We start from the raw sequence: 20415 nt of genomic DNA on the forward strand, positions 1-20415 counted from the left end.
TGTTCACATGTGGTTTGAACGCGGGGGCGTTCGTAATTCCGGGCACTGCCCGAAATTACCCCGCCCACCCTACGAATCTTGCTAAGCCTCGATACCCTGGCTGCTCAGGTAGTCTTCGTAGCTGCCGCGGAAATCGACGATTTCGTTTTCCTTCACTTCGAGCACGCGCGTGGCCAGCGAGGACACGAACTCGCGGTCGTGCGACACGAAGATCAGGGTGCCTTCGTATTTATCCAGCGCGATGTTGAGCGACTCGATCGATTCCATGTCCATGTGGTTGGTCGGCTCGTCCAGCAGCATGACGTTGTGGCGGCCCAGCATCAGCTTGCCGTACATCATGCGGCCCTTCTCGCCACCGGAGAGCACCTTGACCGACTTCTTGACTTCGTCGCCACCGAACAGCAGGCGGCCCAGGATCGAGCGCACGGCCAGGTCGTCGTCGCCCTCTTTCGTCCAGCGTCCCATCCAGTCGGTGAGAACGGCGTCGGTCGGGAATTCCTCGGTCGGATCCTGCGGCATGTAGCCGACGTTCGCGTTCTCGGCCCACTTGGTGCGGCCATGGTCGGCGTCCAGGCCGGTGATGTCCTTGCCGCCGATGCAGCGCAGCAGCGTGGTCTTGCCGGCGCCGTTGGCGCCGATGATCGCGACGCGCTCGCCGGCCTCGATCATGATCGAGAAATTCTTGAACAGCGGACGGTCGTAGGCCTTGCTCAAGCCCTCGGTTTCCACCGCCAGGCGGTGCAGCTTCTTCTCGACTTCGAAGCGCACGAACGGATAGGCGCGCGAGGATGGCTTGAAGTCTTCGATCTTGATCTTGTCGATCTGCTTGGCGCGCGAGGTCGCCTGGCGCGCCTTGGACTTGTTGGCCGAGAAGCGGCGCACGAACTCCTGCAGTTCGGCGACCTTTTCCTTGGCCTTGGCATTGTTGGCCAGCTGCTGGTTGCGCGCCTGGGTCGAGGCCAGCATGTAGTCGTCGTAGGAACCCGGGTAGACCTTCAGGGTTCCGTAGTCCATGTCGGCGATGTGGGTGCAGACCTGGTTCAGGAAGTGGCGATCGTGCGAGATGATGATCATCGTCGAATTGCGCTGGTTGAGCATGTCTTCCAGCCAGCGGATCGTGTTGATGTCCAGGTTGTTGGTCGGCTCGTCCAGCAGCAGGATGTCCGGGTTCGAGAACAGGGCCTGGGCCAGCAGCACGCGCAGCTTCCAGCCGGGCGCGACGGCGCTCATCGGGCCCTGATGCAGGTCGCCCGAGATGTCCAGGCCCAGCAGCAGTTCACCGGCGCGCGCTTCGGCCGAGTAGCCGTCGTATTCGGCGACCTTGCCCTCGAGCTCGGCGGCGCGCATGTAATCGTCGTCGGTCGCTTCCGGATTCGCGTAGATCGCGTCGCGTTCCGAGATGGCGTTCCACAGCTCGGTGTGGCCCATCATGACGACGTCCAGCACGCGGATGTCTTCGTAGGCGAACTGGTCCTGGCGCAGTTTGCCGAGGCGTTCGCCCGGGTCGAGGCTGACGTTGCCGGCCGATGGCTCCAGGTCGCCGCCGAGGATCTTCATGAAGGTCGACTTGCCGCAGCCGTTCGCCCCGATCAGGCCGTAACGGTTGCCGTCGCCGAACTTGACGGAGATGTTCTCGAACAGCGGCTTGGCGCCGAACTGCATGGTGATATTGGCTGTGGATAGCACTGGGAAACCTTTAGAAGCGGAGTTTACGATTAACCGTGCATTTTACCATCGCCGCAGCGACTGGGCGAGACCGAGGCGGCCGCGCGCAGTGTCGGGTAATCCGACAAGCTCAGTGTGAAGCCGTCGAGGTTCGACGCCAGCCGCCCCTGCGCGCCGAAGGGAATCGTCACCCGGCGCGGACCATGGCCGAAGCTCAGGCCGTGGATGACGGGCAGCGGAAGCGTGGCGCGCAAGTGCGCCAGCATGGTGTCGAAACCGTAGCCGTTGTCGTTCGCGCCGAGCTGGTAGCCCGAGAACTCGCCCAGCACGACGGCGCGCTGGCGCGCCAGCACCCCGGCATGCTCCAGCTGCAGCAGCATGCGCTCGACCCGGTAGGGATGCTCGCCGATGTCCTCGAGGTAGAGGATGCCGCCGTCGATGTCCGGAAAATACGGGGTGCCCAGCAGCGACGCCACCATCGCCAGGTTGCCGCCCCAGACCGTGCCGGAGGTCTCGAGGCAGGGATTGCCGCCGGCGGTCTCCAGGATGGTATGGGTCGGCCCGGCCAGGCAGTGCCAGAAATTATCGAGCGTGAACGGGACCGTCTCGCGCGCCCCGAAGTCGCCCACCAGCATCGGCCCGGTATAGCTGAGGGCGCCGGTGCGGGCCATCAGGCCCATGTGGATGGCGGTGACGTCGGAAAAACCCACCACCAGCTTGCCGCTCTCGGCGATTGCGTCGAAATCGATCTGCGGCAGCAGGCGGGTGGTGCCGTAGCCGCCGCGCAGGGCCATGATCAGCTGGATGTCCGGGTCGGCCACGGCCGCCTGCAGCTGGGCCAGGCGGCCCCTGTCGGTGCCGCCGAAGCGCTCGTGGATGGAAGCGTGGTCGTAGTAATTGTGGACCAGGCAGCCGTGCGCCTCGAGGCGGGCGACTGCGCGGTCGACCGCGCAGGGGTCGAGGGCCTGGCCGCCAGGGGCGACGATGGCGATGCCGATTTGTTGGGTGATCACTGTTTGACAAATAGCCGGGGTGTTGAGTCCGGAAGCATCTTACCCCTGGCGTGGGCATCGATCAAGGCGAGCAGGCGCTCGGCCAGTTGCGGCGGCAGGTCGTGGCCCATGCCCTGGATGATTTCGAGGCGGGCGCCGGGGATGCGGCTGGCGGTATCCTCGCCGCAGGCCAGCGGCACCAGCGGGTCGGCCGCGCCATGGATCACCAGCGAGGGCGCGGTGATGGCGGCCAGCTGGGCGCAGCGGTCGCCCGAGGCGGCGATCGCCATCATCTGGCGCGCCACCCCGCTGGGGCAATAGCTGCGCCGCACCGAGCGGGCCACGCGCCGCCGCAGCAGGCGCTCGGGCGTCGGATAGGACGGGCTGCCGATGGCGCGCATGACTTCCATGCCCTGGTCGATGATGCTCTCGATATCGGCCGGGTTGGCCGGGCGACGGCCAAGGAGCTTGCGCAGCTTCTTCTCCGGCCCCGGCAAGCCGCGCCGGCAGCTGCTCGACATGATCGAGGTCAGGCTCAGGATGCGCTGCGGGTGACGCGCGGCGAGGATCTGGGCGATCATGCCGCCCATCGATACCCCGACCACGTGGGCGCGCGCCACGCCCAGCGCGGAAAGCACGCCGATGGCGTCTTCGGCCATGTCGTCGAGGCGGTAGGCGGCGCGCAGCGGCCAGCCGAGCGAGGATTTGAGCGCCGCGATGGAGAGGTTGGGCACGCCGGCCTGCTCGAACTTGGTGGACAGGCCACTGTCGCGGTTGTCGAAACGGATCACGTAGAAGCCGAGCTCGACCAGGCCGTCGACGAATTCGTCGGGCCAGCTTGCAAGCTGCATGCCGAGGCCATGCACCAGCAGCAGCGGCACGGCCTTTGGATCGCCCGAGGTATCGAAGGCGATGCGGATTCCGTTGGCGTTCAGCGTTGGCATGGCGACGTATCGGCGCCGCGCAGGGCGGCATCGGTTCCCTCGTTGTTGCGGTGGAATGGACTCGCCGTGCGGGACGGCTTGAATCGAGCATACCACTTTCGCAAGCCTGCGGGCGCTCGCACCCGGTGCGCCGGCCTGACGCGGCGCAGTGCCGTGGTCTACGGCGCGGCCGGCAATTTGCGGGACGCTGCCCTGCGCTCGGCGAAGAAGGCCTTGAGCAGGCTGCTGGCCTCCTCGGCCATGAGGCCGCCCGCCACCTCGGTGTGGTGGTTCAGTTTTTCCTGCTCGAACAAATTCACTACCGAGCCGCAGGCGCCGGTCTTGGGGTCGAGCGCGGCATACACCACCCGCGCCAGCCGTGCGTGCATCATCGCGCCCGAGCACATGATGCAGGGCTCCAGCGTGACGTAGAGCTCGCAGCCGGGCAGCCGGTAATTGCCGAGCTTTTCCGCCGCCGCGCGCAAGGCGACGATCTCGGCGTGGGCGGTGGGGTCGTGGCGCCCGATCGGCTGGTTGTAACCGACGGCGACGACTTCGCCGTCCTTGACCACGACCGCGCCGACCGGCACCTCTCCCTCGGCCCAGGCCAGCCTGGCCTGCTCGAGCGCCAGTCCCATGAAGCGGAAGGCGGCGTCGCCAGGCGCCTGCTCAGGCATCGAGGACTTCTGCCCAGCAGTTCGGGGTTTCGTGCAGCACCAGCTTGTGCAGGCGCAAACCGGTGCCGTAGCGGTCGGTAAAGACCGTCTTCAGGATGCCGAAGGCGACGCGCGCCAGGTTCTCGACCGTCGGGATGCAGTCGATCACGACCGTTTTGTGGCCGGGCAGCGAAGCGAGGAACTCGCGTACCTTGTCGTCTTTTTCGTACACGAGGAAGGCATGGTCCCAGACGTCGACCAGGTGTTCCTTGGCCAGCGTCTTGACGTCGGAGAAATCCATGATCATGCCGTTGTCGGAATTTCCTTCAGCGTTGATGACTTCGCCGGTCAGGGTGATCTCGAGGGTATAGCGGTGGCCGTGCAGGTTGCGGCACTGGCTCTTGTGGTCGGGAATGCGATGGCCTGCATCGAATTCCAGCTTGCGGGTAATGGTCAACATTGCGGCTTCGGTGAACTTAAGGAATCTGGAGGAGTTTGTGGGTCTGGAGGCTGAGCTTCCACTTGGGATTGCTGCGGCAGGTCTCGATCGCCAGGCGCGTGTTTTGTGCGGCGAGCGGGCCGTCCATCGGCTGTACGTAGAAGTTCTCGAAATCGAGTCCCTCGTAGGCGGCCAGATCCTGGCCGACCTGCGGGATGACGACCTTGATCTCATTGCCCCGGGCGACCACCAGCTGCGAGCCCATCTTCGGGCTGACGCAGATCCAGTCCACCCCTTCCGGCACCGGCAGCGTGCCGTTGGTCTCGATGGCGATGGTAAAGCCGACCGCGTGCATGGCGTCGATCAGGGCTCGGTCGAGCTGCAGCAGCGGCTCGCCGCCGGTAAACACGACGTATTTGCTGGCCGGGTGCAGGGCCGGCCACAGGCCGTCGATCTCGGCTGCCAGAGCCGCGGCGTCGCGGAACTTGCCGCCGCGCTCGCCGTCGGTGCCGACGAAATCGGTATCGCAGAAGCGGCAGATGCTGGTGGCGCGGTCCTGCTCGCGGCCGGTCCACAGGTTGCAGCCGGAGAAGCGGCAGAACACGGCCGGGCGCCCCGCATGGGCGCCTTCTCCCTGCAAGGTGTAGAAGATCTCTTTGATGCTGTAAGTCACGGTAAGCCTCTCGTCAACCTTCCATTATAGCGCGCCGCGCCGCTGCCATGCTACTGCCGCGGTCCGCCCAAGGCCCCTGGCGCGACCCGGTGTGGCGTTCATGCATTGACTATCGACAATATTCTCCGTCGGACTCCGATGTACCTTCCTGAGGAATGTTCCGAACGTGAGTCAGAAGGAAGCCATGACAAAGTCCATCTCATTCCTAATCCTGCTGTCGGCGCTGGCGGCAAGCGCCGCCGCCACGCCAGCAGCACGCGCCGAGCTTGCCGCGGCGGTGCCGCTGCCGCTGCGCGGCGCGGCGCCCGAGTTGCTGGCAACCGCCATGGTGGCGCTGGCCGCCCTCGCGCTGGCCGTGCTGCTGCAGCGCCGCTCGCGCGCCGCGGAAGAACGCAGCCGCTCGCTCGAGCTCCAACTGGCGGCCGAACGCCATGCCCATGCCGATGTCGAAAATGCATTGGCCGGCAGCCATGAAGTGCTGTGCCGGCTGGTGCATGGCCAGGAAAGCGTGCGCGAATCCGAGCGGTCCCGTATCGCGCGCGACCTGCACGACGAGCTCGGCCACCGGCTGCTGGCCCTGCGCGTCGAACTCGCGCTGCAGCAGGCCGCCGTGCGCGGCACTTCGCCGGCGATCCACGACAAGCTTACTGCCTCGATCGCCAACCTCGATGCATCGATCCGGGCCGTGCGCGCCATCGTCGCCGGCCTGCGCCCGATCGCCCCCGGCACCACCCTGCGCCAGGCCGCCGAGCGCCATCTTGCCGAGTTCGCCCGCCTGCACGGGCTGGATTACCGCTTCGACGCCGGCAGCGACCCGGCCGCCCCGTGCGCCACCGACCGCGAAACCGACGCCGTGCTGTTCCGCGCCCTGCAGGAAGCGCTGGCCAACGTGGCCCACCATGCGCAGGCGACCATGGTCTGCGTCACCCTGGTCGATTCGGCCCGCGACATCACCCTGAAGGTGGAAGACGACGGCACCGGCCCGGCCGTTCAGCCGCAACGCGGCAGCAGCCTGGACGGCATGCGCGAACGCGCCGAAGCCCTGGGCGGCAGCATGCGCCTGGCCGGCGGGCGGCGCGGCGGCACGGTCGTCGCCGTCACCCTGCCGGTCAGGCGGGAGCCGCTCATGGCGTGAATCGGCGCCACGGGTAATGTCGAGCACCTGTGAATAGTCTTGCTCAAAATCAATAAGATTCTCCGCTTGCGGTAGCAAAATCGTTTCCTGTTGGCAGTCATTCGGCTGCCGGACCGGAACCGCAGAGGACCTTATGATCAGTTCGACAATAACAAGCGCCGGCATCAACCTGCCAGCCGCGAACGCACTCGTCAAAGACGATGCCTTCGTCGGTCAACTGATGGAAACCATTTCGATCCCGGTCTTCGTACTCGACCGCAATGCCCGCGTCATGATCTGGAACCGGGCCTGCGAACGGCTGACCGGCGTTCCCGCACGCGAAATCCTCGGCACCAGCGACCATTGGCGCAGCTTCTACGAGCACCGGCGCCCTACCCTGGCCGACCTGGTGCTGCAGAACCGTACCGACGAGGTGCGCCAGATCATCCCGCGCTGCGCGCCCGACGCCGCCCCGGCCAGCCTGTGCCTGGAGAGCTGGTTCGACATGCCGCGCGCCGGCCGCCGCCGCTACCTGGCGGCCGACGCCAGCCCGATCTACGATTCCGAAGGCGAATTGTCGGCCGTGGTGGAAACCCTGCGCGACCTGACCGAGGAAAAGATGGCCCAGGTGGCGCTCGAGCAGCTGGCCACCCGCGACGGCCTGACGGGTCTGGCCAACCGCCGCTGCTTCGACGACACCCTGCACGCCGAATGGGCGCGCGCCCTGCGCCAGGGCCAGCCGCTGTCGCTGCTGATGGTGGACGTCGACAACTTCAAGGCCTATAACGACGCCAACGGCCATTTAGGGGGCGACGAATGCCTCAAGCGCATCGCCAAGGCGGTGTCGAGCGAAATGCGCGCCAATGACCTGGTCGCGCGCTACGGCGGCGAGGAGTTCGCCGTGATCCTGCCGAACCAGTCGCTCAAGGGCGCGGCCATCGTGGCCGAACGCATCCGCTGCCGGGTCGAGCAGCTGCAGCTGCCCTCCACTGCCCCGACCCGGCACGTGACGGTGTCGATCGGCGCGGCCACCGCGATTGCCGGTCCCGACAGCACCGCCAGCCAGCTGGTCGCGATCGCCGACGCCGCCCTGTACCGGGCCAAGCACCTGGGGCGCAACCGCATCAGCCTGCCCCTGAGCGAAGCGGCGTAACAGCGGCCGCCGCGCCGCGCATATGCACGCCTGAATTCGCTGTTCTTTCCTTGTCGAATATTCTATCCTTCGCGGTTAGCAATATTCCAATAAGGAGAGACCGTGTCGAAACCCATCCTGTCCCGCAGCCTGCTGGCGACCATCATTCCCGCCGCGCTGCTGGCCTTCGCGGCGCCGGCCATGGCCGCGCCGCCCGCCAAAGTGGCCGCCAGCGCCAACGTGCTGCCCTTCAAGGCCATTGAAAAAACCCTGCCGAACGGCCTGAAGGTGATCGTGGTGCCGACCGGCTTCCCGAACCTGGTGTCCGTGCACATCCCGGTGCAGACCGGTTCACGCAATGAAGTCGAGCCGGGCAAGTCGGGCTTCGCCCACTTCTTCGAGCACATGATGTTCCGCGGTACCCCTACCTATCCGCCGGAGAAATACCAGCAGATCATCACGAAAGCCGGTGCGCGCCAGAACGCCTACACCAGCGACGACCTGACCAACTACTACACCACCTTCGCCAAGGAAGACCTGGAGACCGTGCTCAAGGTCGAAGCCGACCGTTTCCAGCACCTGTCCTATCCGGTCGAGGCCTTCAAGACCGAATCGCGCGCCGTGCTCGGCGAGTACAACAAGAACAGCGCGAACCCGATGCAGAAGCTGTTCGAGGTCCAGCGCGAAGCCGCCTTCACCACCCACACCTATCGCCACACGACGATGGGCTTCCTCAAGGACATCGAGGACATGCCCAACCAGTACGAGTATTCGAAGGTCTTCTTCGACCGCTGGTACCGCCCGGAGCGCACCACCGTCATCATCGCCGGCGACGTCGAGCCGGCCAAGGCCATCGCGATGGTCGAGCGCTACTTCGGCGCGTGGAAACGCGGCAGCTTCAAGTCGAACGTCCCGGTCGAGCCGCCGGCGCGCGGCGCCCAATACCGCCACGTGCCATGGCCGACCCCGACCCTCCCCCTGGTGACCGTGGCCTTCCGCGCCCCTGCCTTCTCGGAAACGCAGAAAGACCAGGCCGCGCTGTCGATGCTGCTGTCGCTCTCGTTCGGGCGCACTTCGACCTTGTACAAGCGCCTGGTGCAGGACGAACAGAAGGTCGACCAGCTGTTCGACTTCACGCCGAACCGGGTCGACGCCAACCTGGCCACGATCGGCGCCCGCGTCAAGAAGGCCTCCGACGCCGTGTACGTGCGCGACGCCATCCTGGAGACGGTCGCGAAGCTGCGCGACGAGCCGGTGGCGGCGAGCGCCCTGGCCGATGCCAAGTCGGCCAACAAGTACGGCCTGATCCGCTCGCTCGACAACACCGAGGCGATCGCCTCGACCCTCGCGTCCTATGTGCACTTCGACCGTTCCTACGGCACCCTGAACCGCTACTACCGCGTGGTCGACAGCCTCACCCCGGCCGATCTGCAGGCTGCCGCCCGCAAATACCTGGTGGACGACTCGATGGTGGTCACTACCCTGTCGCATGAGGCGCTGCCGGCGGCGGTTGGCACGCTGCCCAAGCTCGCGGCTTTCGCACCCAAGGCCGGCGAGACGAAGTTCGACGTGCTGGTCCAGAAATCGGCGCTGCCGCAGATCCGCTTCAAGCTGCTGTTCGCGGCCGGCTCCGCGCATGATCCGAAAGGCAAGGAAGGCCTGGCCGCGCTGACCGCCGCGATGGTGGCGTCCGCCGGTTCGCGCGAGCGCAAGATCGACGAGGTCACCAAGGCCCTGTTCCCGCTTGCGGCCAGCCTTACCGAGCAGACCGACAAGGAGATGACCACCTTCACCGGCACCACCCACAAGGACAACTGGGACCAGTATCTCGGCATCGCCCTGCCGTTGTTGACGGACCCCGGCTTTCGCGAGGACGACTTCCGCCGCCTGAAGGACGCGCAGAAGAATGCGCTGGTACTCGACCTCAAGGATAACAACGAGGAAGAATTCGGCAAGGAGCGCCTGCAGGCGAACGTCTTCGCCGGCACGCCCTACGGCCACCCGGTGCTGGGCACCGGCAAGGGCATCGAGTCGATCACCCTGGAGGACGTGAAGAACTTCTACCGCCAGGCCTATGCCAAGGGCGCGGTGCGTGTCGCCATCTCGGGCGACGTGTCCGAGAAGATGATCGCTTCGCTCACGACCGCGTTGTCGCGCCTGCCCGCCGGCACCGGCCTGGCGCCGACCCCGGCCATCCGCGGCCGCATGCCCAATGGCCTGGAAGTCGAGATCGTCGAGAAGAACACCCGCGCGACCGCGATCTCCTTCGGCCTGCCTCTGGAAGTCACCCGTTCGCATCCGGACTTCCCGGCCCTGTGGATGGCCAAGACCTGGCTGGGCGAGCACCGCGCCTCGAGCGCGCGCCTGTACCAGCGCATTCGTGAAAAGCGTGGCCTGAACTACGGCGACTACGCCTATATCGAAGCCTTCCCGCGCGGGATGTTCCAGTTCTTCCCGAATCCGAACCTGGGCCGCAAGGCGCAGCTGTTCGAAGTCTGGATCCGCCCGGTCGCCCCGCAGAACGGCCACTTCGCCCTGCGCGCCGCGCTGTTCGAGCTGGACAAGCTGGTGGCAAATGGCTTGAGCCAGCAGGATTTCGAGACCACCCGCGGCTATTTGATGAAGAACGTGTTCGTCATGACGGCGACGCAAGACCAGCAGCTGGGCTATGCGCTCGACGCCCAGTGGTACCGCACGCCGGAATTTACCCGCATGATGCGAGACAGCCTGGCGAAGCTGACCGTGGCCGACGTGAATGCGGCGATCAGAAAGCACCTGTCGAGCAAGAACCTGTCGGTGGTGGTGATCACCAAGGATGCGGCCGAGCTGAAGGAAAAGCTGGTGAGCGACGCCTTCTCGCCGGTCAAGTACGACGCCAACAAGCCGCAGGCGCTGCTCGATGAAGACCAGAAGATCGGTTCGATGAAGCTGGGGATCAAGCCGGAAGCGGTGAAGATCACGCCGGCGGTGCAGGCGTTTGCGGAGTGAGTTAGTTCTTTGGTTGTGAAATCGGCGCCGTGGGCGCCGATTTTTTTTGGGTTTGTGGGTGGGCGTGAAAACTTGGGCCCCGGCCTCCGCCGGGGCGAACCGCTACCGCAAATTACGACGTCATCCGATCCCAGCCATGACGCACCGCCGACTTCACCTTCTCCCAGGTCGACTGCCCGCCGCTGCCGTAGCGGGCATCCCAGTCGGTACGCAGGTCGTTTTCCACCTCGATCCACTGGCGGCCGCGGTATTTCTCGTTGCGCGCCATTTCCGAGCCGTAGGAATAGGCAGGCTTGTATTCGTCATAGGACGACGCCTCGGTGGTGGAACTGTAGGTGGCGTTCCAGTGCCTGCGGTAGGCAGTGTCGTCGTCGTCGAGATCCAGACGGTCGGCGGTGGACGTGCCATGGCCCCCGGTCATGCTTTCCCAGCCATGGCGCACGGCCGACTTCATCTTGTCCCAGGCCCCGCCCACGCCTTCGGTGCCTGCCGTGCTGCCGGTGCCGTTGGCGATGCGCGAATCCCAGCCGCGGCGCATGTCGCCCTCGATGTCGTCCCATGGCTGGTTGCGGAACATCTGGCTCTTGCGCATTTCTGCGCCGTAGGAATAGGCCGGCTTGTAGTCGTCGTAGTCGTCGCCCGAGACACTCAGGTGGGTGTCGTAGTGGCTGCGAAAACGCGTATCGTCATCGTCGCTCGTGATACGGTCCCAGCCGCGGCGCACGGCGGCCTTCATCTTGTCCCAGGTCGCGCCGGCCCCGGCGCCGGCGGCGCTGCGGCTGTCCCAGCTGCTGCGCAGTTCGGGCTCGACCTCGTCCCATTGGCGGCCGCTGTAGCGGGTGTCGCGCGCCATGTCGGAGCCGAAGGAATAGGCCGGACGGTAGCTGTCGTAGTCGTCGCCGCTGCTGCTGTAGTTGGCGAGGAAGTGGTTGCGGTAGTACTCGTCGTCGTCGCCGAAGGTGCTGCCGATGTCCAGGCTAGGGCTTGAACCCGTCCCCGTCGCCGGCGAATAGATGCGCGACTTGCCGCGCTGGATTTCCATCGATCCCATGTTGGGGGTGGAAGCGCTGCCGGTGCGGGTGTCGCGCTGCTGCGAAGCGGCGCCGGCGCCCTGGTAGGCCGAACCCTCGAGGGACGAGCCCTGGACCGCGTTTTCCTGCAGGGTCGAACCCTGGAAGGAGGTGCCGCCGGTGGCGCTCAGGCCACTCTTGCCCATCGGCTCCTGGTAGGTCTGGCCCATCGGCTCGGCCTGGTTCAGCGACTGCTGCGCGAACAGCTTGCGGTCACCTGCGTCTTCGAGCTGCTGCGACAGGACCGGGGCCGCCTGCGCCGACGGCTGGGCCGACTGCTGCATGCCGCCCGCGCCGCTCATGCGCATGGACTCCGGCATGCCGGCCATGCCGGTGCCCGAGGCTTGTTCGTCGATATCGGTCGGGCCATAGCGCTCGATGATGTCGGCCGCGCGCTCGACTTCCGGCAGCGACTCGGCGGTGACGGTGAGGACATGGTGGCCGCGCGTGACCGCACCCTCGTAGCGGCTGATGCGGTCACCGTGGTCGGCGCCGAACAGGTCGTGGAAGAAGTGCTTGATGCTGGCGCCGAGGCTTTCACCGGGCTCGGAGGTATCGCGGCCGGGATGGCCGGTCACGCTGTCGGTCATGCCGGTCGGGTCGGCATTGGACATGCGAACGTCCTGGCGCGAGAAGTTCGAGGACAAGAGTTCGTTCATTGCATTCTGGGCGTCGGTCCGGTTGTCGAACACGGCTACGAGAGTATGTTGCATGGTCGTTCCTCCGAAATGGTCAAGGTCATGGCGCAGGCCATTGCAGGCGATGCACCCGCCACGGCTGGGCGAATGGGTCGAGATTACTCCAAACCTGCCGGGGCGCGCGCGCGACTGCCGTGCACGGAGTCGCAGGAAAACCCGGCCTCAGTCGAAAGGGTTGGCGACGGTCTTGACCTCCGGTGGCGGCAGCCGGTCGGGCAGCTCGCGCGCCTCGAGCGCGGCGACAATGGCGCCCAGTGTTTCGTGCAGAACCCTGGCGTCCTGCAAGCCCTGTTTGTCGGCGGTCAGGTCGACGTCGCCCGACACCGTGATGCGGTCGACCCGGTTCTCCAGCATCAGGTTGCCGATCTCCAATACCTCGGCTTCGTTGGCATACGGGGTAAAGCTCTTCTTGCGGGTCATGGCGCCTCCAGGGTTCAGTATCTGTTCTTGCGCTGGCGGATCTTGGGCAAGGCAAGCATGTGTTCCTTCTGCTGCCGCGTCAGCGAGGGCAGCAGTTCGATGCCGACGATGCGCTCGAGCTCGGCCACGGGAATGGCCTGGATCGGGGCGTCGGCCCGGTTCTCGACGAACCAGGCGGCGGCCGCTTTCTGGCGCGGGCTGTACACCACCTTGTACAGGTGGCTCGGCACCAGCACCTGGCCGACCTTGCGCAAATTCGTGCCCAGGAAAGCCGGGCCGGTAATCACGTACAGGGCGCCCTCCTTCTTCGCCATCTTGCGCACCGCGCCTTCGATCGGGGCCCAGATATGGCGGTTGTGGTCGCGGTCCTGCGGCACCATGTTCGCCAGCGAAAAGCTCTCGCGCTGGGCGCGGCGGTCGGGCATGTCGCCGTTCGGCGCCAGGTGGCCGCGATCCAGGCCGCTGCGTGCGTAATCGGAGAGCTCGGCGCGCTGGCCGCGCGGCAGGCGCGGCTCGGCGTGGAAGGCATTGTCGCGCTCCAGCCCCTCGGCCGCCTCCAGGTTGTCGGCGCGCAGGAACTCGGCCGACCACAGTGGGGTGCGGGTCACGCCCGAATGCATGACGCCGAACACGCCGTAGCACAGCTCGCGCGTGTCGACCGCCAGTTTCGGGTTGCGGATTTCGGGCGGACGCCCGTCCAGGTAATGCGAGGGGCAGCCGGCGGCATAGACGGCGCCGGAGAACAGCAGGGCCGCCGCGAGGCCGAGGCGTGCCAGGAAAGAACGAAGCATGGTGTGCGAATGGCAGGGGAACAAGCCGCATTGTAGCCGCTTGTCTTTGATGGGGCGCAAACAGCTGTTTGCGCTGCCTTCATACCCGTGCGCACGATTGAATGCCTTTCCGCAAAGAATGGTCTAGAATTCCCGTTTTATTTTAAAGATTCCTTTTGGGAAATTCCGATAGACCCGAATGGACCGTCCACCCATCCCCGAGGACTTGCGCCGGTTCGTCCTGACGAGCGTGCCCTCCGTGCCCTTCCTGGAAGCACTGCTGCTGTTGCGCGCCGATCCCGACCAGCAATGGACTGGAGAGATGCTCGCTTCCCGGCTGTATATCAGCGAGCGCACGGCCCTGGCCCTGCTCGACGAACTGTGCCGCGCCGTCATGGCCAGGCCCTGCGCCTCGCAGGACCCGGCCAAGCGCGCGCATACCTATTGTTACGCGCCGGCGACCGAGCCGCTGCGCGAACGCATCGACCTGCTGGCCGAACTGTACGCCCGGCACCTGGTCGACATCACCCTCCTGATCCACTCCACCCTCGACCGCAAGGCGCAGCAGTTCGCCGATGCTTTCCGTTTGCGCAAGGAACCCTAATGGGCGCACTCATCTATACGTTGTGCATGCTGACCTCGCTGGCCTGTACCTGGCTGCTGTTCGCCAGCTACCGCCGCACCCGCCACCGCCTCCTGTTCTGGAGCGGCTCCTGTTTCGCGGTGATGACCTTCAACAACCTGTTCCTGATATTCGACAAGATCGTCTTCCCGGATGTCGACTTCATGCCGCTGCGCCTGGTCAGCGCCCTGGTGGCCTGCCTGCTGCTGTTGTACGGCCTGATCTACGAGAAGGAGTAAGCCGATGAGCCAGATGATGTACGGTGCGATCTCGATGGCCTCGCTGACCATCGCCCTGTTCTTCCTGCGCTTCTGGCGCAGCTCGGGCGACCGCTTCTTCATGTATTTCGCCCTCTCGTTCTTCATCGAGGGCCTGCACCGGATTTATTCCGCGGTGCTGAACGAAACCGGCGAGGATTCGCCGCTGCATTACCTGGTGCGCCTGCTGGCCTACGGCCTGATCCTGTGGGCGATCCTGGAAAAGAACCTGCCTTCGCGGGATCGGCACAAGGACGGGCAGAGCTAGCGTGCGCCCGCACGAGGGCGCCGCGTCGGCCAGGCGCCTCACCCCATCGTCACGCCCATCTTCAGGCCCTCGATGGTATGGGCCTGCTGGATCGGCTCGAGCCGATCCACCACCCGGCAGCTCAGGTGCTCGCGCACCTGCGGCGGCAGGCTGTCGTGGAAAGCACGCGACATCTGCAGGTCGTGGCGGATGGCGTTGGTCGCATCGGGCGCGTCGGCGCCCACCACCAGCACCGGGCGCGAACGGTTCGACTGATTGGCCGTGCCGCGGTGGATGGTCAGGGCCGAGCGCGCCGAGATGTCGCCCATCTTCGGCATCTTGCGCTCGGCGCGGGCGTCGTAGCGCGGCCACAGTTCTGGACCTGGGAACATCGGGTCTCCGCCGAACAGGTCCCATTGGGTGCCGGGGGCGATCTCGAACGGCCCCATGTCTTCGGTGACGTCGACGGTGGTGATGTTGAAGGCGAGCGAGCTCAGGCGCCGGCCGCGCGCAGTTTCCGGCGGCGACGCGAAGTCGCGGTGCCAGGGCTGGTGCATGGCGCCCGGGCCGGGCACGTCGAAGCCGACTTCGACCAGCCGGTAGTCCGGTCCCAGCACCGCGCTGCACACGGCCACCACCCATGGATGGCTGGCGATCGCCACGAAGCCGCGCAGCCGCTCCGGGTGGACTTCGACATAGAACCGGTTCGGGCCGCGGTTGAGCGCCCCGCCGGGCCGGGCCTGGGCCTCGCGGAACAGCAGGTCGATGTCGGCGCCCAGTTCTTCGATCAGGCCGCGCTCGAAGGCGCCGCGGCAGGCGATGATGCCGTCGCCGTAGATGCCGCGCATGATGTCGGCCACTTCATAGCCGGTGGCGGGCAGTTGACTAGTCATTGTTCTTCCTCCAGTACAGGTTGCGGCAGGAGCGCCGCCGGATGCCGTTCACGGCGTCCGGTCACGGCGCGATCACAGGGCGCCCATACTAGCGGCATTCGCCGGCCGGTGGCGCAAGGCCGACTCCCACAGGCCTGTCCCTACCAGTCGATCTTCATCAGCACCTCTCCCATGCGCGGCCAGCACAGGCCGGGCAGCTCCCCGCGCGCCGCCCAGCGGTAGCCGTCCATCTCGGGCGTGGGCCTGCCGGTCACATGGTGCGGGAAGGTGGTGCTGCAGTGCAGGTGGGCCAGGCTCTCCAGCCCGGGGCCGCACTCCACCATGAACAGGTGCAGGCGCTTGTCGCGACGGTAGGCGAAGGGCCCGAGGTCACGGAAGCGCGCCGCATCGAACACCAGGGCGGACTCCTCGCGCAGCTCGCGCATCGCCGCCTCCAGCTCGGTTTCGCCCGGGTCCAGCATGCCTTTCGGGATATCCCATTTGGGCGTGTGCGTGACGTGGCACAGCAGCAGCTCGCGCCGCGGATTGACCACCAGGGTGCCACAGGAGAGGGTGTGCTTGGCCATGGGCCAATGTATCGAGGCAGGTGCCTGACTGTCAACTGTGCGCGCCCCGCGCCCCCCTGCACCGCACACTGGGTGCTGGCGTCAAGCGCTGACGGGAGTGCGGGATGGAGTATCTGCTGAACAATAACGATCTGGAAAGCTGGATGCTGGCGCTGGGCGTGTGCGTCGGGTCCACGGCGGCGATGTATGTCATCCGGGCGCTGGCGCTGCGCCGCCTGGACGACCTGTCGCGCCGGACGGTCACGCGCATCGACGACCTGGTGGTGCGCATGCTGCGCAAGACCTACCTGCTGCTCCTGCTCGCGATCGGCGTCTACCTGGGCAGCATCTTCGTCCACATGCCGGAGAGCTTGCGCCTGGTGGTGTCGCGCCTCGCGGTCGCTTCGCTGATCCTGCAGCTCGGGATCTGGGGCGACACCGGCCTGCGCGGCTGGCGCAGCCAGCTGCTCGGCATGCCGGGAGAAGGCGCGCGCAAGGCGTCCAGCACCATCCTGTTCTTCATGCTGCGCCTGGTCGTGTGGACCGTGGCCTTCCTGATGATGCTCGATAACTTCGGCTTCAACATCACCACGCTGGTGGCCAGCCTGGGCGTGGGCGGCATCGCGGTTGCGCTGGCGACCCAGAACATTCTGGGCGACTTGTTCGCGTCGCTCTCGATCATGCTCGACAAGCCGTTCGAGGTCGGCGACTTCATCATCGTCGGCGACGCGCTCGGCGAAGTCGAATACATCGGCCTGAAGACCACCCGGCTGCGCGGCCTGGGCGGCGAGCAGATCGTGTTCTCGAACGGCGAACTGCTCAAGAGCCGCATCCACAACCACAAGCGCATGCTGTCGCGCCGCGTGGCCTTCATCCTGCGCGTGGCCTACGGCACCTGCGAAGCCCAGGTCACGGCCATTCCCGGCATCGTGCGCGGCATCATCGCGGCGCGCAGCGACGTCGACTTCGAGCGTGCCCATTTTTTCCGCTACGGCGACTGGTCGCTCGATTTCGAGGTGGTGTACCACTTCCGCAGCCCCGACTACATCCTGCACATGGATGCCCAGCAGGAGATCCTGCTGGAGGTCTACCGCGCCTTCCAGCGCGAGCAGATCCAGTTCGCGCACCCGCTGTCGGTGGTGCGCGTGGCCGATGCGGCCGACCCGGCCGGCGCCTGGCCGCCGATGCCGCCCGGCGCCAGTTTCGTCCGGCATTGAGCCGGCGCCCACTGGCGCTCAAAAACGCAGGCGCAAAAAGACACGGCGGCGGTACCCTCACAGGTCCGCCGCCGTGCAGTCGCCAGCCAGCGGGTGTCGCCACCCGCTGGCCGCTTACGCTGTGTGGCCGGTCATGCGCTTCAGGCGGTTTTCGCAATCGGCAGCGGACTGGCCTTGGCCGTGGCCAGTTCCGGGCTTGCCACCTCGGCCTTGCCGGCGACCAGGCGCTGGGCCGCGGTGTTCGGGACGGCGCTGGTGATCAGCTCGTGCATCTTGGTGGCGGTGCGGTCCCAGGAGGTGCCGGCAACGACTTCGCGCATGCGCTTGCCCATGGCCTGGCGCTCGGCCTCGCTCATGGACAGCTGGCGTTCGCAGGCGGCGATGTATTGTTCGGCGGTGTCGGCAATGGCCACCACGTCGCCGTACGGCACCACCACGTCGGTGATCGGGGTCGATACCGACGGCAGCTCGGCCGCCATGTATTCGAGCACCTTGGTCGGGCTGATGAACTTGGTCGAATCGTTGATCGCGAACGGCAGCAGGCAGACGTCCCAGCCGGCCAGGAACTGCGGCAGCTGGTCATAGGTGCGCTGGCCCATGTAGTGCACGTTCGGCTGCTTCGGCAGCGTCGCCGGGTCGATCTTGACGACCGGGCCGACCAGCACGATCTGCCATTCCGGGTGCGCGTCGGCCATGTTTGACACCAGGTCGACGTCGAAACGCTCGTCGATCACGCCGTAGAAACCGAGGCGCGGGCCTGGGATATGGGCCTGGTCAGGATGCGAAATGTCGGGGTCCTGCGCCTGGCGGAAGTGCTTGGCGTCGACGCTGCTCGAGAAGCAGTGGGCGTTGGCGTGGCGGTCGCGCTTGGACTGGTACAGGCTCGGGCCGCCGGTGAAGACGACGTCGGCCATGTTCAGCAGTGCGCTTTCGCGCTGCAGCAGCTGTTTCGGCGAATTCTTGAACATCGCCAGTTCGTCCATGCAGTCATAGACGATCTTGGACGGGTTCAGGCCCTGCAGCAGCGGCAGCGCCATCGGGGTGTAGAACCAGACGATCGGCTGTTCGCCGCCTGGCACCAGGTCGGCCAGCAGGTTCTGCAGGGTCGGGATCTGGTCGTCGTGGAAGCCCGGTGCGTGGATCGGGGTATGCGGCTGGCAAACGGTGATGTTCGGCGCCACGGCCGTCTTTTTCAGGAAGGCCTGGCCTTCGCCATATACCGGTTCCTCGATAAACACGATGTCGTAGTGTTCCGCCAAACGGGTCATCAGGTGCTGCGGACGCTGAAAGACGAAGTCCCAACGGAGGTGGCAAAACACGATCAGGGTCGGCATATTCATTTCCTTTTCGCCTAGTTGGCGCTATCTAATTGTTGGTGATGCCTGGCGGATTTTCTCTCTCGATGCCAGTCTCCGGCCGAGCATGGAGCCGACCGTACCCGGAGATCGTAACATGCAAATTTTCCAATATTTTCATTTATGCATTGCAATATTGGCATCAAGAAATAGTGCAAGCGAGCTGGGCAGGCGCCCCTCATAGGGAGGAGCCCACTGATGAGCTGGCTGCTGTAGGGCTGCTCCTACAGAAAAACAGGAAGTTCAACTACGAAAAGTTGTCAAACTCTTTACCCTGTACGAGCGATAAGTGCTTCCGGCCGGGCTTCCGCGAAGGCCATTTCACCTGCGTTTTCATTCGGCGGCCGGTGTCGTGGCGGCAGCTGGCGCCGCCCCGCCTTACCCGACAGGAAGCTTGTAGGAAAAAGGAGGCCTCCCGGCCACCGCCGGTATCAATCGGCGCGATACGGTTCGGCGCCTTCGGCATGTCCGTCCGGGCTGAAGCCGGTGGCCACCGACACCCCTTCCAGGCCCAGCGACAGCAGCGCATCGCACAGGTTGTCCATTTCCGCACCCAGGTCCGCGGCCAGGTCGACCGGCACCTCGACGCTGCCCCAGGGCGTGCCGCCGTCGAGGGCGTACAGGTTCACCCGCAGCAGGATGTGTTCGCCGGCGTCGATCGGCGCCACCGCCGCATGCACCTGGTCGGCCTCGAGCTCCTTGGCCACCAGCGTGCGCGCCACCTCGGACAGCGTGCCGAGGGTGGTCAGTTCGGCCACGCCCTGCTCCTTCGCCCCGTAGAACAGGTCCTGGTAGAGGAAATCGGCGTGGACGCGCTCCGGGTCGTGCGACAGGCAGCGGCGCACCAGCGGGGCCACCTGGACCGTCCAGCCGCGGTAGCGCTCGGCGCGTGCGGCATACCAGGCGTCCGCCGCGGCTTCGTCCTTGGGCACCGCATGGAAGGGGTCGTTCGCGCGCTTGAGCGAGAAGCCGAGCAGGAAGCGCAGTTCCAGCGCCGTCTCGTCGGGGGCGAAGCGCTCGCCGGTCCAGCCGCGGATGCTGGCCTCGATGGTCGGCGCCGGCTGCAGCTTCTTCTCCAGCAGCGAGGCGGCGGCTTCGCGCAGCATCTCGTGCAGGGTCGAGAACGCGATATGGTCGATCTCGGCCAGGTCGTAGGCATGCTGGATCAGCACCACTTTGGCATCCTTGCCTTCCAGCCCGGCCGCGTGGAAGCTGGTGGAGAGCTCCTCGAAGGCGCCGGCGTCCTGGAAGGTTTCCTGCGCCGCCAGGCCGCCTCTGCTGCGCACGAACAGCGGCACCAGGAAGGCGTCGATCTCGTACTCGGCGCCGTCGTCGCGGCGCAGGCGCAGGGTCGCGGCTTCTTCCTCGATGCGCCCGCGCAGCAGGCGGCAGGCTTCGGGGTCGGTATAGCGGGCCTGCTCGATCGCTTCGTACAGCACCTCGTCGCGCTTCTTGCGCAGCAGCTTGCGCACCAGCGCCACCAGTTCGGCCTCGCGTTCGCCGTCGCCGCCCGGGCCCGGCAACTCTTCCTGCTCGGCGATGGCGAGCGCCAGCTCGGCCAGCTCGTTGGCCTGGGAGCCGGCTTCCTCCTCGCGCGGATTGTTCGAAGTACGGGGCAGCGGGCGCTTGTTCTTTGGCATGGCGGTGGGTCGGTAATGAATGAATCGCCATGTTAGCGCATCGGCATCGGATGCAGCACCCTATCGTTGCCGCCCATGCGCACGCCCGCCTGGACAGCA

The 20415-nt window shown here is 66.0% G+C and carries 20 protein-coding genes; 7 read left to right on the forward strand and 13 right to left on the reverse strand.

From position 1 onward, the window contains the following. Nucleotides 1–81: 81 nt before the first annotated feature. The 6 genes from AC56LR_RS14365 to queE form a co-directional block, all read right to left on the reverse strand. Complete coding sequence (locus tag AC56LR_RS14365; RefSeq protein WP_497131356.1) at nucleotides 82–1686, reverse strand: ABC-F family ATPase; 1605 nt, start codon at nucleotides 1684–1686, stop codon at nucleotides 82–84. 29 nt (nucleotides 1687–1715) lie between these two features. After that, nucleotides 1716–2678, reverse strand: coding sequence for a muramoyltetrapeptide carboxypeptidase (gene ldcA / locus AC56LR_RS14370; RefSeq protein WP_497131358.1), 963 nt, complete (start codon nucleotides 2676–2678; stop codon nucleotides 1716–1718). After that, nucleotides 2675–3601 carry an alpha/beta fold hydrolase gene (locus AC56LR_RS14375; RefSeq protein WP_497131360.1) on the reverse strand — a complete coding sequence of 309 codons (927 nt, stop codon included), beginning with the start codon at nucleotides 3599–3601 and terminating at the stop codon, nucleotides 2675–2677. The genes ldcA and AC56LR_RS14375 overlap by 4 nt, the downstream gene beginning before the upstream one ends. Before the next feature lie 158 nt (nucleotides 3602–3759). Beyond that, nucleotides 3760–4257: a tRNA adenosine(34) deaminase TadA gene (tadA, locus tag AC56LR_RS14380; protein WP_497131361.1), complete on the reverse strand. Its 498-nt coding sequence runs from the start codon at nucleotides 4255–4257 to the stop codon at nucleotides 3760–3762. Continuing rightward, nucleotides 4250–4696 carry a 6-carboxytetrahydropterin synthase QueD gene (queD, locus tag AC56LR_RS14385; RefSeq protein WP_497131362.1) on the reverse strand — a complete coding sequence of 149 codons (447 nt, stop codon included), beginning with the start codon at nucleotides 4694–4696 and terminating at the stop codon, nucleotides 4250–4252. The genes tadA and queD overlap by 8 nt, the downstream gene beginning before the upstream one ends. 16 nt (nucleotides 4697–4712) lie before the next feature. After that, nucleotides 4713–5348: a 7-carboxy-7-deazaguanine synthase gene (gene queE, locus AC56LR_RS14390; protein WP_497131364.1), complete on the reverse strand. Its 636-nt coding sequence runs from the start codon at nucleotides 5346–5348 to the stop codon at nucleotides 4713–4715. 184 nt (nucleotides 5349–5532) lie between these two features. On the opposite strand from queE, the gene AC56LR_RS14395 reads away from it, so the two are divergent. The 3 genes from AC56LR_RS14395 (at nucleotide 5533) to AC56LR_RS14405 (ending at nucleotide 10582) form a co-directional block, all read left to right on the forward strand. Beyond that, complete coding sequence (locus AC56LR_RS14395; protein WP_497131366.1) at nucleotides 5533–6483, forward strand: sensor histidine kinase; 951 nt, start codon at nucleotides 5533–5535, stop codon at nucleotides 6481–6483. A 220-nt stretch (nucleotides 6484–6703) separates the two neighbouring features. After that, on the forward strand, nucleotides 6704–7615 hold the full coding sequence (locus AC56LR_RS14400) for a sensor domain-containing diguanylate cyclase (protein ID WP_497131467.1): 912 nt from the start codon (nucleotides 6704–6706) through the stop codon (nucleotides 7613–7615). Nucleotides 7616–7717: 102 nt separating this feature from the next. Next, nucleotides 7718–10582 carry a M16 family metallopeptidase gene (locus tag AC56LR_RS14405; protein WP_497131368.1) on the forward strand — a complete coding sequence of 955 codons (2865 nt, stop codon included), beginning with the start codon at nucleotides 7718–7720 and terminating at the stop codon, nucleotides 10580–10582. 112 nt (nucleotides 10583–10694) lie between these two features. Here AC56LR_RS14405 and AC56LR_RS14410 read toward each other — a convergent pair whose 3' ends face one another. From AC56LR_RS14410 to AC56LR_RS14420, 3 genes are all read right to left on the reverse strand, one after another. Then, complete coding sequence (locus AC56LR_RS14410) at nucleotides 10695–12365, reverse strand: hypothetical protein (protein ID WP_497131370.1); 1671 nt, start codon at nucleotides 12363–12365, stop codon at nucleotides 10695–10697. Between the two features lie 147 nt (nucleotides 12366–12512). Beyond that, nucleotides 12513–12770 (reverse strand): hypothetical protein, encoded by a 258-nt coding sequence (locus AC56LR_RS14415; RefSeq protein ID WP_497131372.1) that lies wholly within the window; start codon nucleotides 12768–12770, stop codon nucleotides 12513–12515. Nucleotides 12771–12784: 14 nt separating this feature from the next. Continuing rightward, nucleotides 12785–13561: a DNA/RNA non-specific endonuclease gene (locus AC56LR_RS14420; RefSeq protein ID WP_497131374.1), complete on the reverse strand. Its 777-nt coding sequence runs from the start codon at nucleotides 13559–13561 to the stop codon at nucleotides 12785–12787. A 178-nt stretch (nucleotides 13562–13739) separates the two neighbouring features. Here AC56LR_RS14420 and AC56LR_RS14425 point away from each other — a divergent pair, with 178 nt between their 5' ends. From AC56LR_RS14425 to AC56LR_RS14435, 3 genes are read left to right on the forward strand one after another with little or no spacing between them, the layout of a single operon-like run. Next, nucleotides 13740–14144, forward strand: a complete 405-nt coding sequence (locus AC56LR_RS14425; RefSeq protein ID WP_497131376.1) for a hypothetical protein — start codon at nucleotides 13740–13742, stop codon at nucleotides 14142–14144. Beyond that, entirely contained in the window at nucleotides 14144–14401 is a 258-nt protein-coding gene (locus AC56LR_RS14430; RefSeq protein ID WP_497131377.1) for a DUF5985 family protein, read from the forward strand. Before AC56LR_RS14425 ends, AC56LR_RS14430 begins: the two co-directional genes overlap by 1 nt. Before the next feature lie 4 nt (nucleotides 14402–14405). Next, nucleotides 14406–14687: a DUF5985 family protein gene (locus AC56LR_RS14435; protein WP_497131379.1), complete on the forward strand. Its 282-nt coding sequence runs from the start codon at nucleotides 14406–14408 to the stop codon at nucleotides 14685–14687. Between the two features lie 38 nt (nucleotides 14688–14725). Here AC56LR_RS14435 and AC56LR_RS14440 read toward each other — a convergent pair whose 3' ends face one another. Together AC56LR_RS14440 and AC56LR_RS14445 are read right to left on the reverse strand one after the other, a co-directional pair. Beyond that, nucleotides 14726–15559, reverse strand: a complete 834-nt coding sequence (locus AC56LR_RS14440; protein ID WP_497131381.1) for a phytanoyl-CoA dioxygenase family protein — start codon at nucleotides 15557–15559, stop codon at nucleotides 14726–14728. A gap of 140 nt (nucleotides 15560–15699) precedes the next feature. Next, nucleotides 15700–16125 carry an NUDIX hydrolase gene (locus AC56LR_RS14445; protein WP_497131382.1) on the reverse strand — a complete coding sequence of 142 codons (426 nt, stop codon included), beginning with the start codon at nucleotides 16123–16125 and terminating at the stop codon, nucleotides 15700–15702. Between the two features lie 104 nt (nucleotides 16126–16229). Between AC56LR_RS14445 and AC56LR_RS14450 the strand changes: the two genes are divergently transcribed. Next, a complete protein-coding gene (locus AC56LR_RS14450; RefSeq protein WP_497131384.1) occupies nucleotides 16230–17321 on the forward strand; it encodes a mechanosensitive ion channel family protein in 1092 nt (363 codons plus the stop codon). A 140-nt stretch (nucleotides 17322–17461) separates the two neighbouring features. On the opposite strand, the gene AC56LR_RS14455 is transcribed toward AC56LR_RS14450, so the two are convergent. Together AC56LR_RS14455 and AC56LR_RS14460 are read right to left on the reverse strand one after the other, a co-directional pair. Further along, complete coding sequence (locus AC56LR_RS14455) at nucleotides 17462–18655, reverse strand: glycosyltransferase family 1 protein (RefSeq protein ID WP_497131385.1); 1194 nt, start codon at nucleotides 18653–18655, stop codon at nucleotides 17462–17464. A 452-nt stretch (nucleotides 18656–19107) separates the two neighbouring features. After that, nucleotides 19108–20316 carry a hypothetical protein gene (locus AC56LR_RS14460; protein WP_497131387.1) on the reverse strand — a complete coding sequence of 403 codons (1209 nt, stop codon included), beginning with the start codon at nucleotides 20314–20316 and terminating at the stop codon, nucleotides 19108–19110. Nucleotides 20317–20415 lie beyond the last annotated feature (99 nt).

This window comes from Telluria sp. ZT3P39, assembly GCF_059685935.1.

Bases quoted from the DNA above. Each gene is read 5' to 3' on its own strand.
- AC56LR_RS14375 (WP_497131360.1), bottom strand. From the start codon at position 3,601: ATGCCAACGCTGAACGCCAACGGAATCCGCATCGCCTTCGATACCTCG.
- tadA (WP_497131361.1), bottom strand. From the start codon at position 4,257: ATGCCTGAGCAGGCGCCTGGCGACGCCGCCTTCCGCTTCATGGGACTG.
- queD (WP_497131362.1), bottom strand. From the start codon at position 4,696: ATGTTGACCATTACCCGCAAGCTGGAATTCGATGCAGGCCATCGCATT.
- AC56LR_RS14395 (WP_497131366.1), top strand. From the start codon at position 5,533: ATGACAAAGTCCATCTCATTCCTAATCCTGCTGTCGGCGCTGGCGGCA.
- AC56LR_RS14400 (WP_497131467.1), top strand. From the start codon at position 6,704: ATGGAAACCATTTCGATCCCGGTCTTCGTACTCGACCGCAATGCCCGC.
- AC56LR_RS14410 (WP_497131370.1), bottom strand. From the start codon at position 12,365: ATGCAACATACTCTCGTAGCCGTGTTCGACAACCGGACCGACGCCCAG.
- AC56LR_RS14415 (WP_497131372.1), bottom strand. From the start codon at position 12,770: ATGACCCGCAAGAAGAGCTTTACCCCGTATGCCAACGAAGCCGAGGTA.
- AC56LR_RS14420 (WP_497131374.1), bottom strand. From the start codon at position 13,561: ATGCTTCGTTCTTTCCTGGCACGCCTCGGCCTCGCGGCGGCCCTGCTG.
- AC56LR_RS14425 (WP_497131376.1), top strand. From the start codon at position 13,740: ATGGACCGTCCACCCATCCCCGAGGACTTGCGCCGGTTCGTCCTGACG.
- AC56LR_RS14430 (WP_497131377.1), top strand. From the start codon at position 14,144: ATGGGCGCACTCATCTATACGTTGTGCATGCTGACCTCGCTGGCCTGT.
- AC56LR_RS14435 (WP_497131379.1), top strand. From the start codon at position 14,406: ATGAGCCAGATGATGTACGGTGCGATCTCGATGGCCTCGCTGACCATC.
- AC56LR_RS14440 (WP_497131381.1), bottom strand. From the start codon at position 15,559: ATGACTAGTCAACTGCCCGCCACCGGCTATGAAGTGGCCGACATCATG.
- AC56LR_RS14445 (WP_497131382.1), bottom strand. From the start codon at position 16,125: ATGGCCAAGCACACCCTCTCCTGTGGCACCCTGGTGGTCAATCCGCGG.
- AC56LR_RS14450 (WP_497131384.1), top strand. From the start codon at position 16,230: ATGGAGTATCTGCTGAACAATAACGATCTGGAAAGCTGGATGCTGGCG.
- AC56LR_RS14455 (WP_497131385.1), bottom strand. From the start codon at position 18,655: ATGCCGACCCTGATCGTGTTTTGCCACCTCCGTTGGGACTTCGTCTTT.
- AC56LR_RS14460 (WP_497131387.1), bottom strand. From the start codon at position 20,316: ATGCCAAAGAACAAGCGCCCGCTGCCCCGTACTTCGAACAATCCGCGC.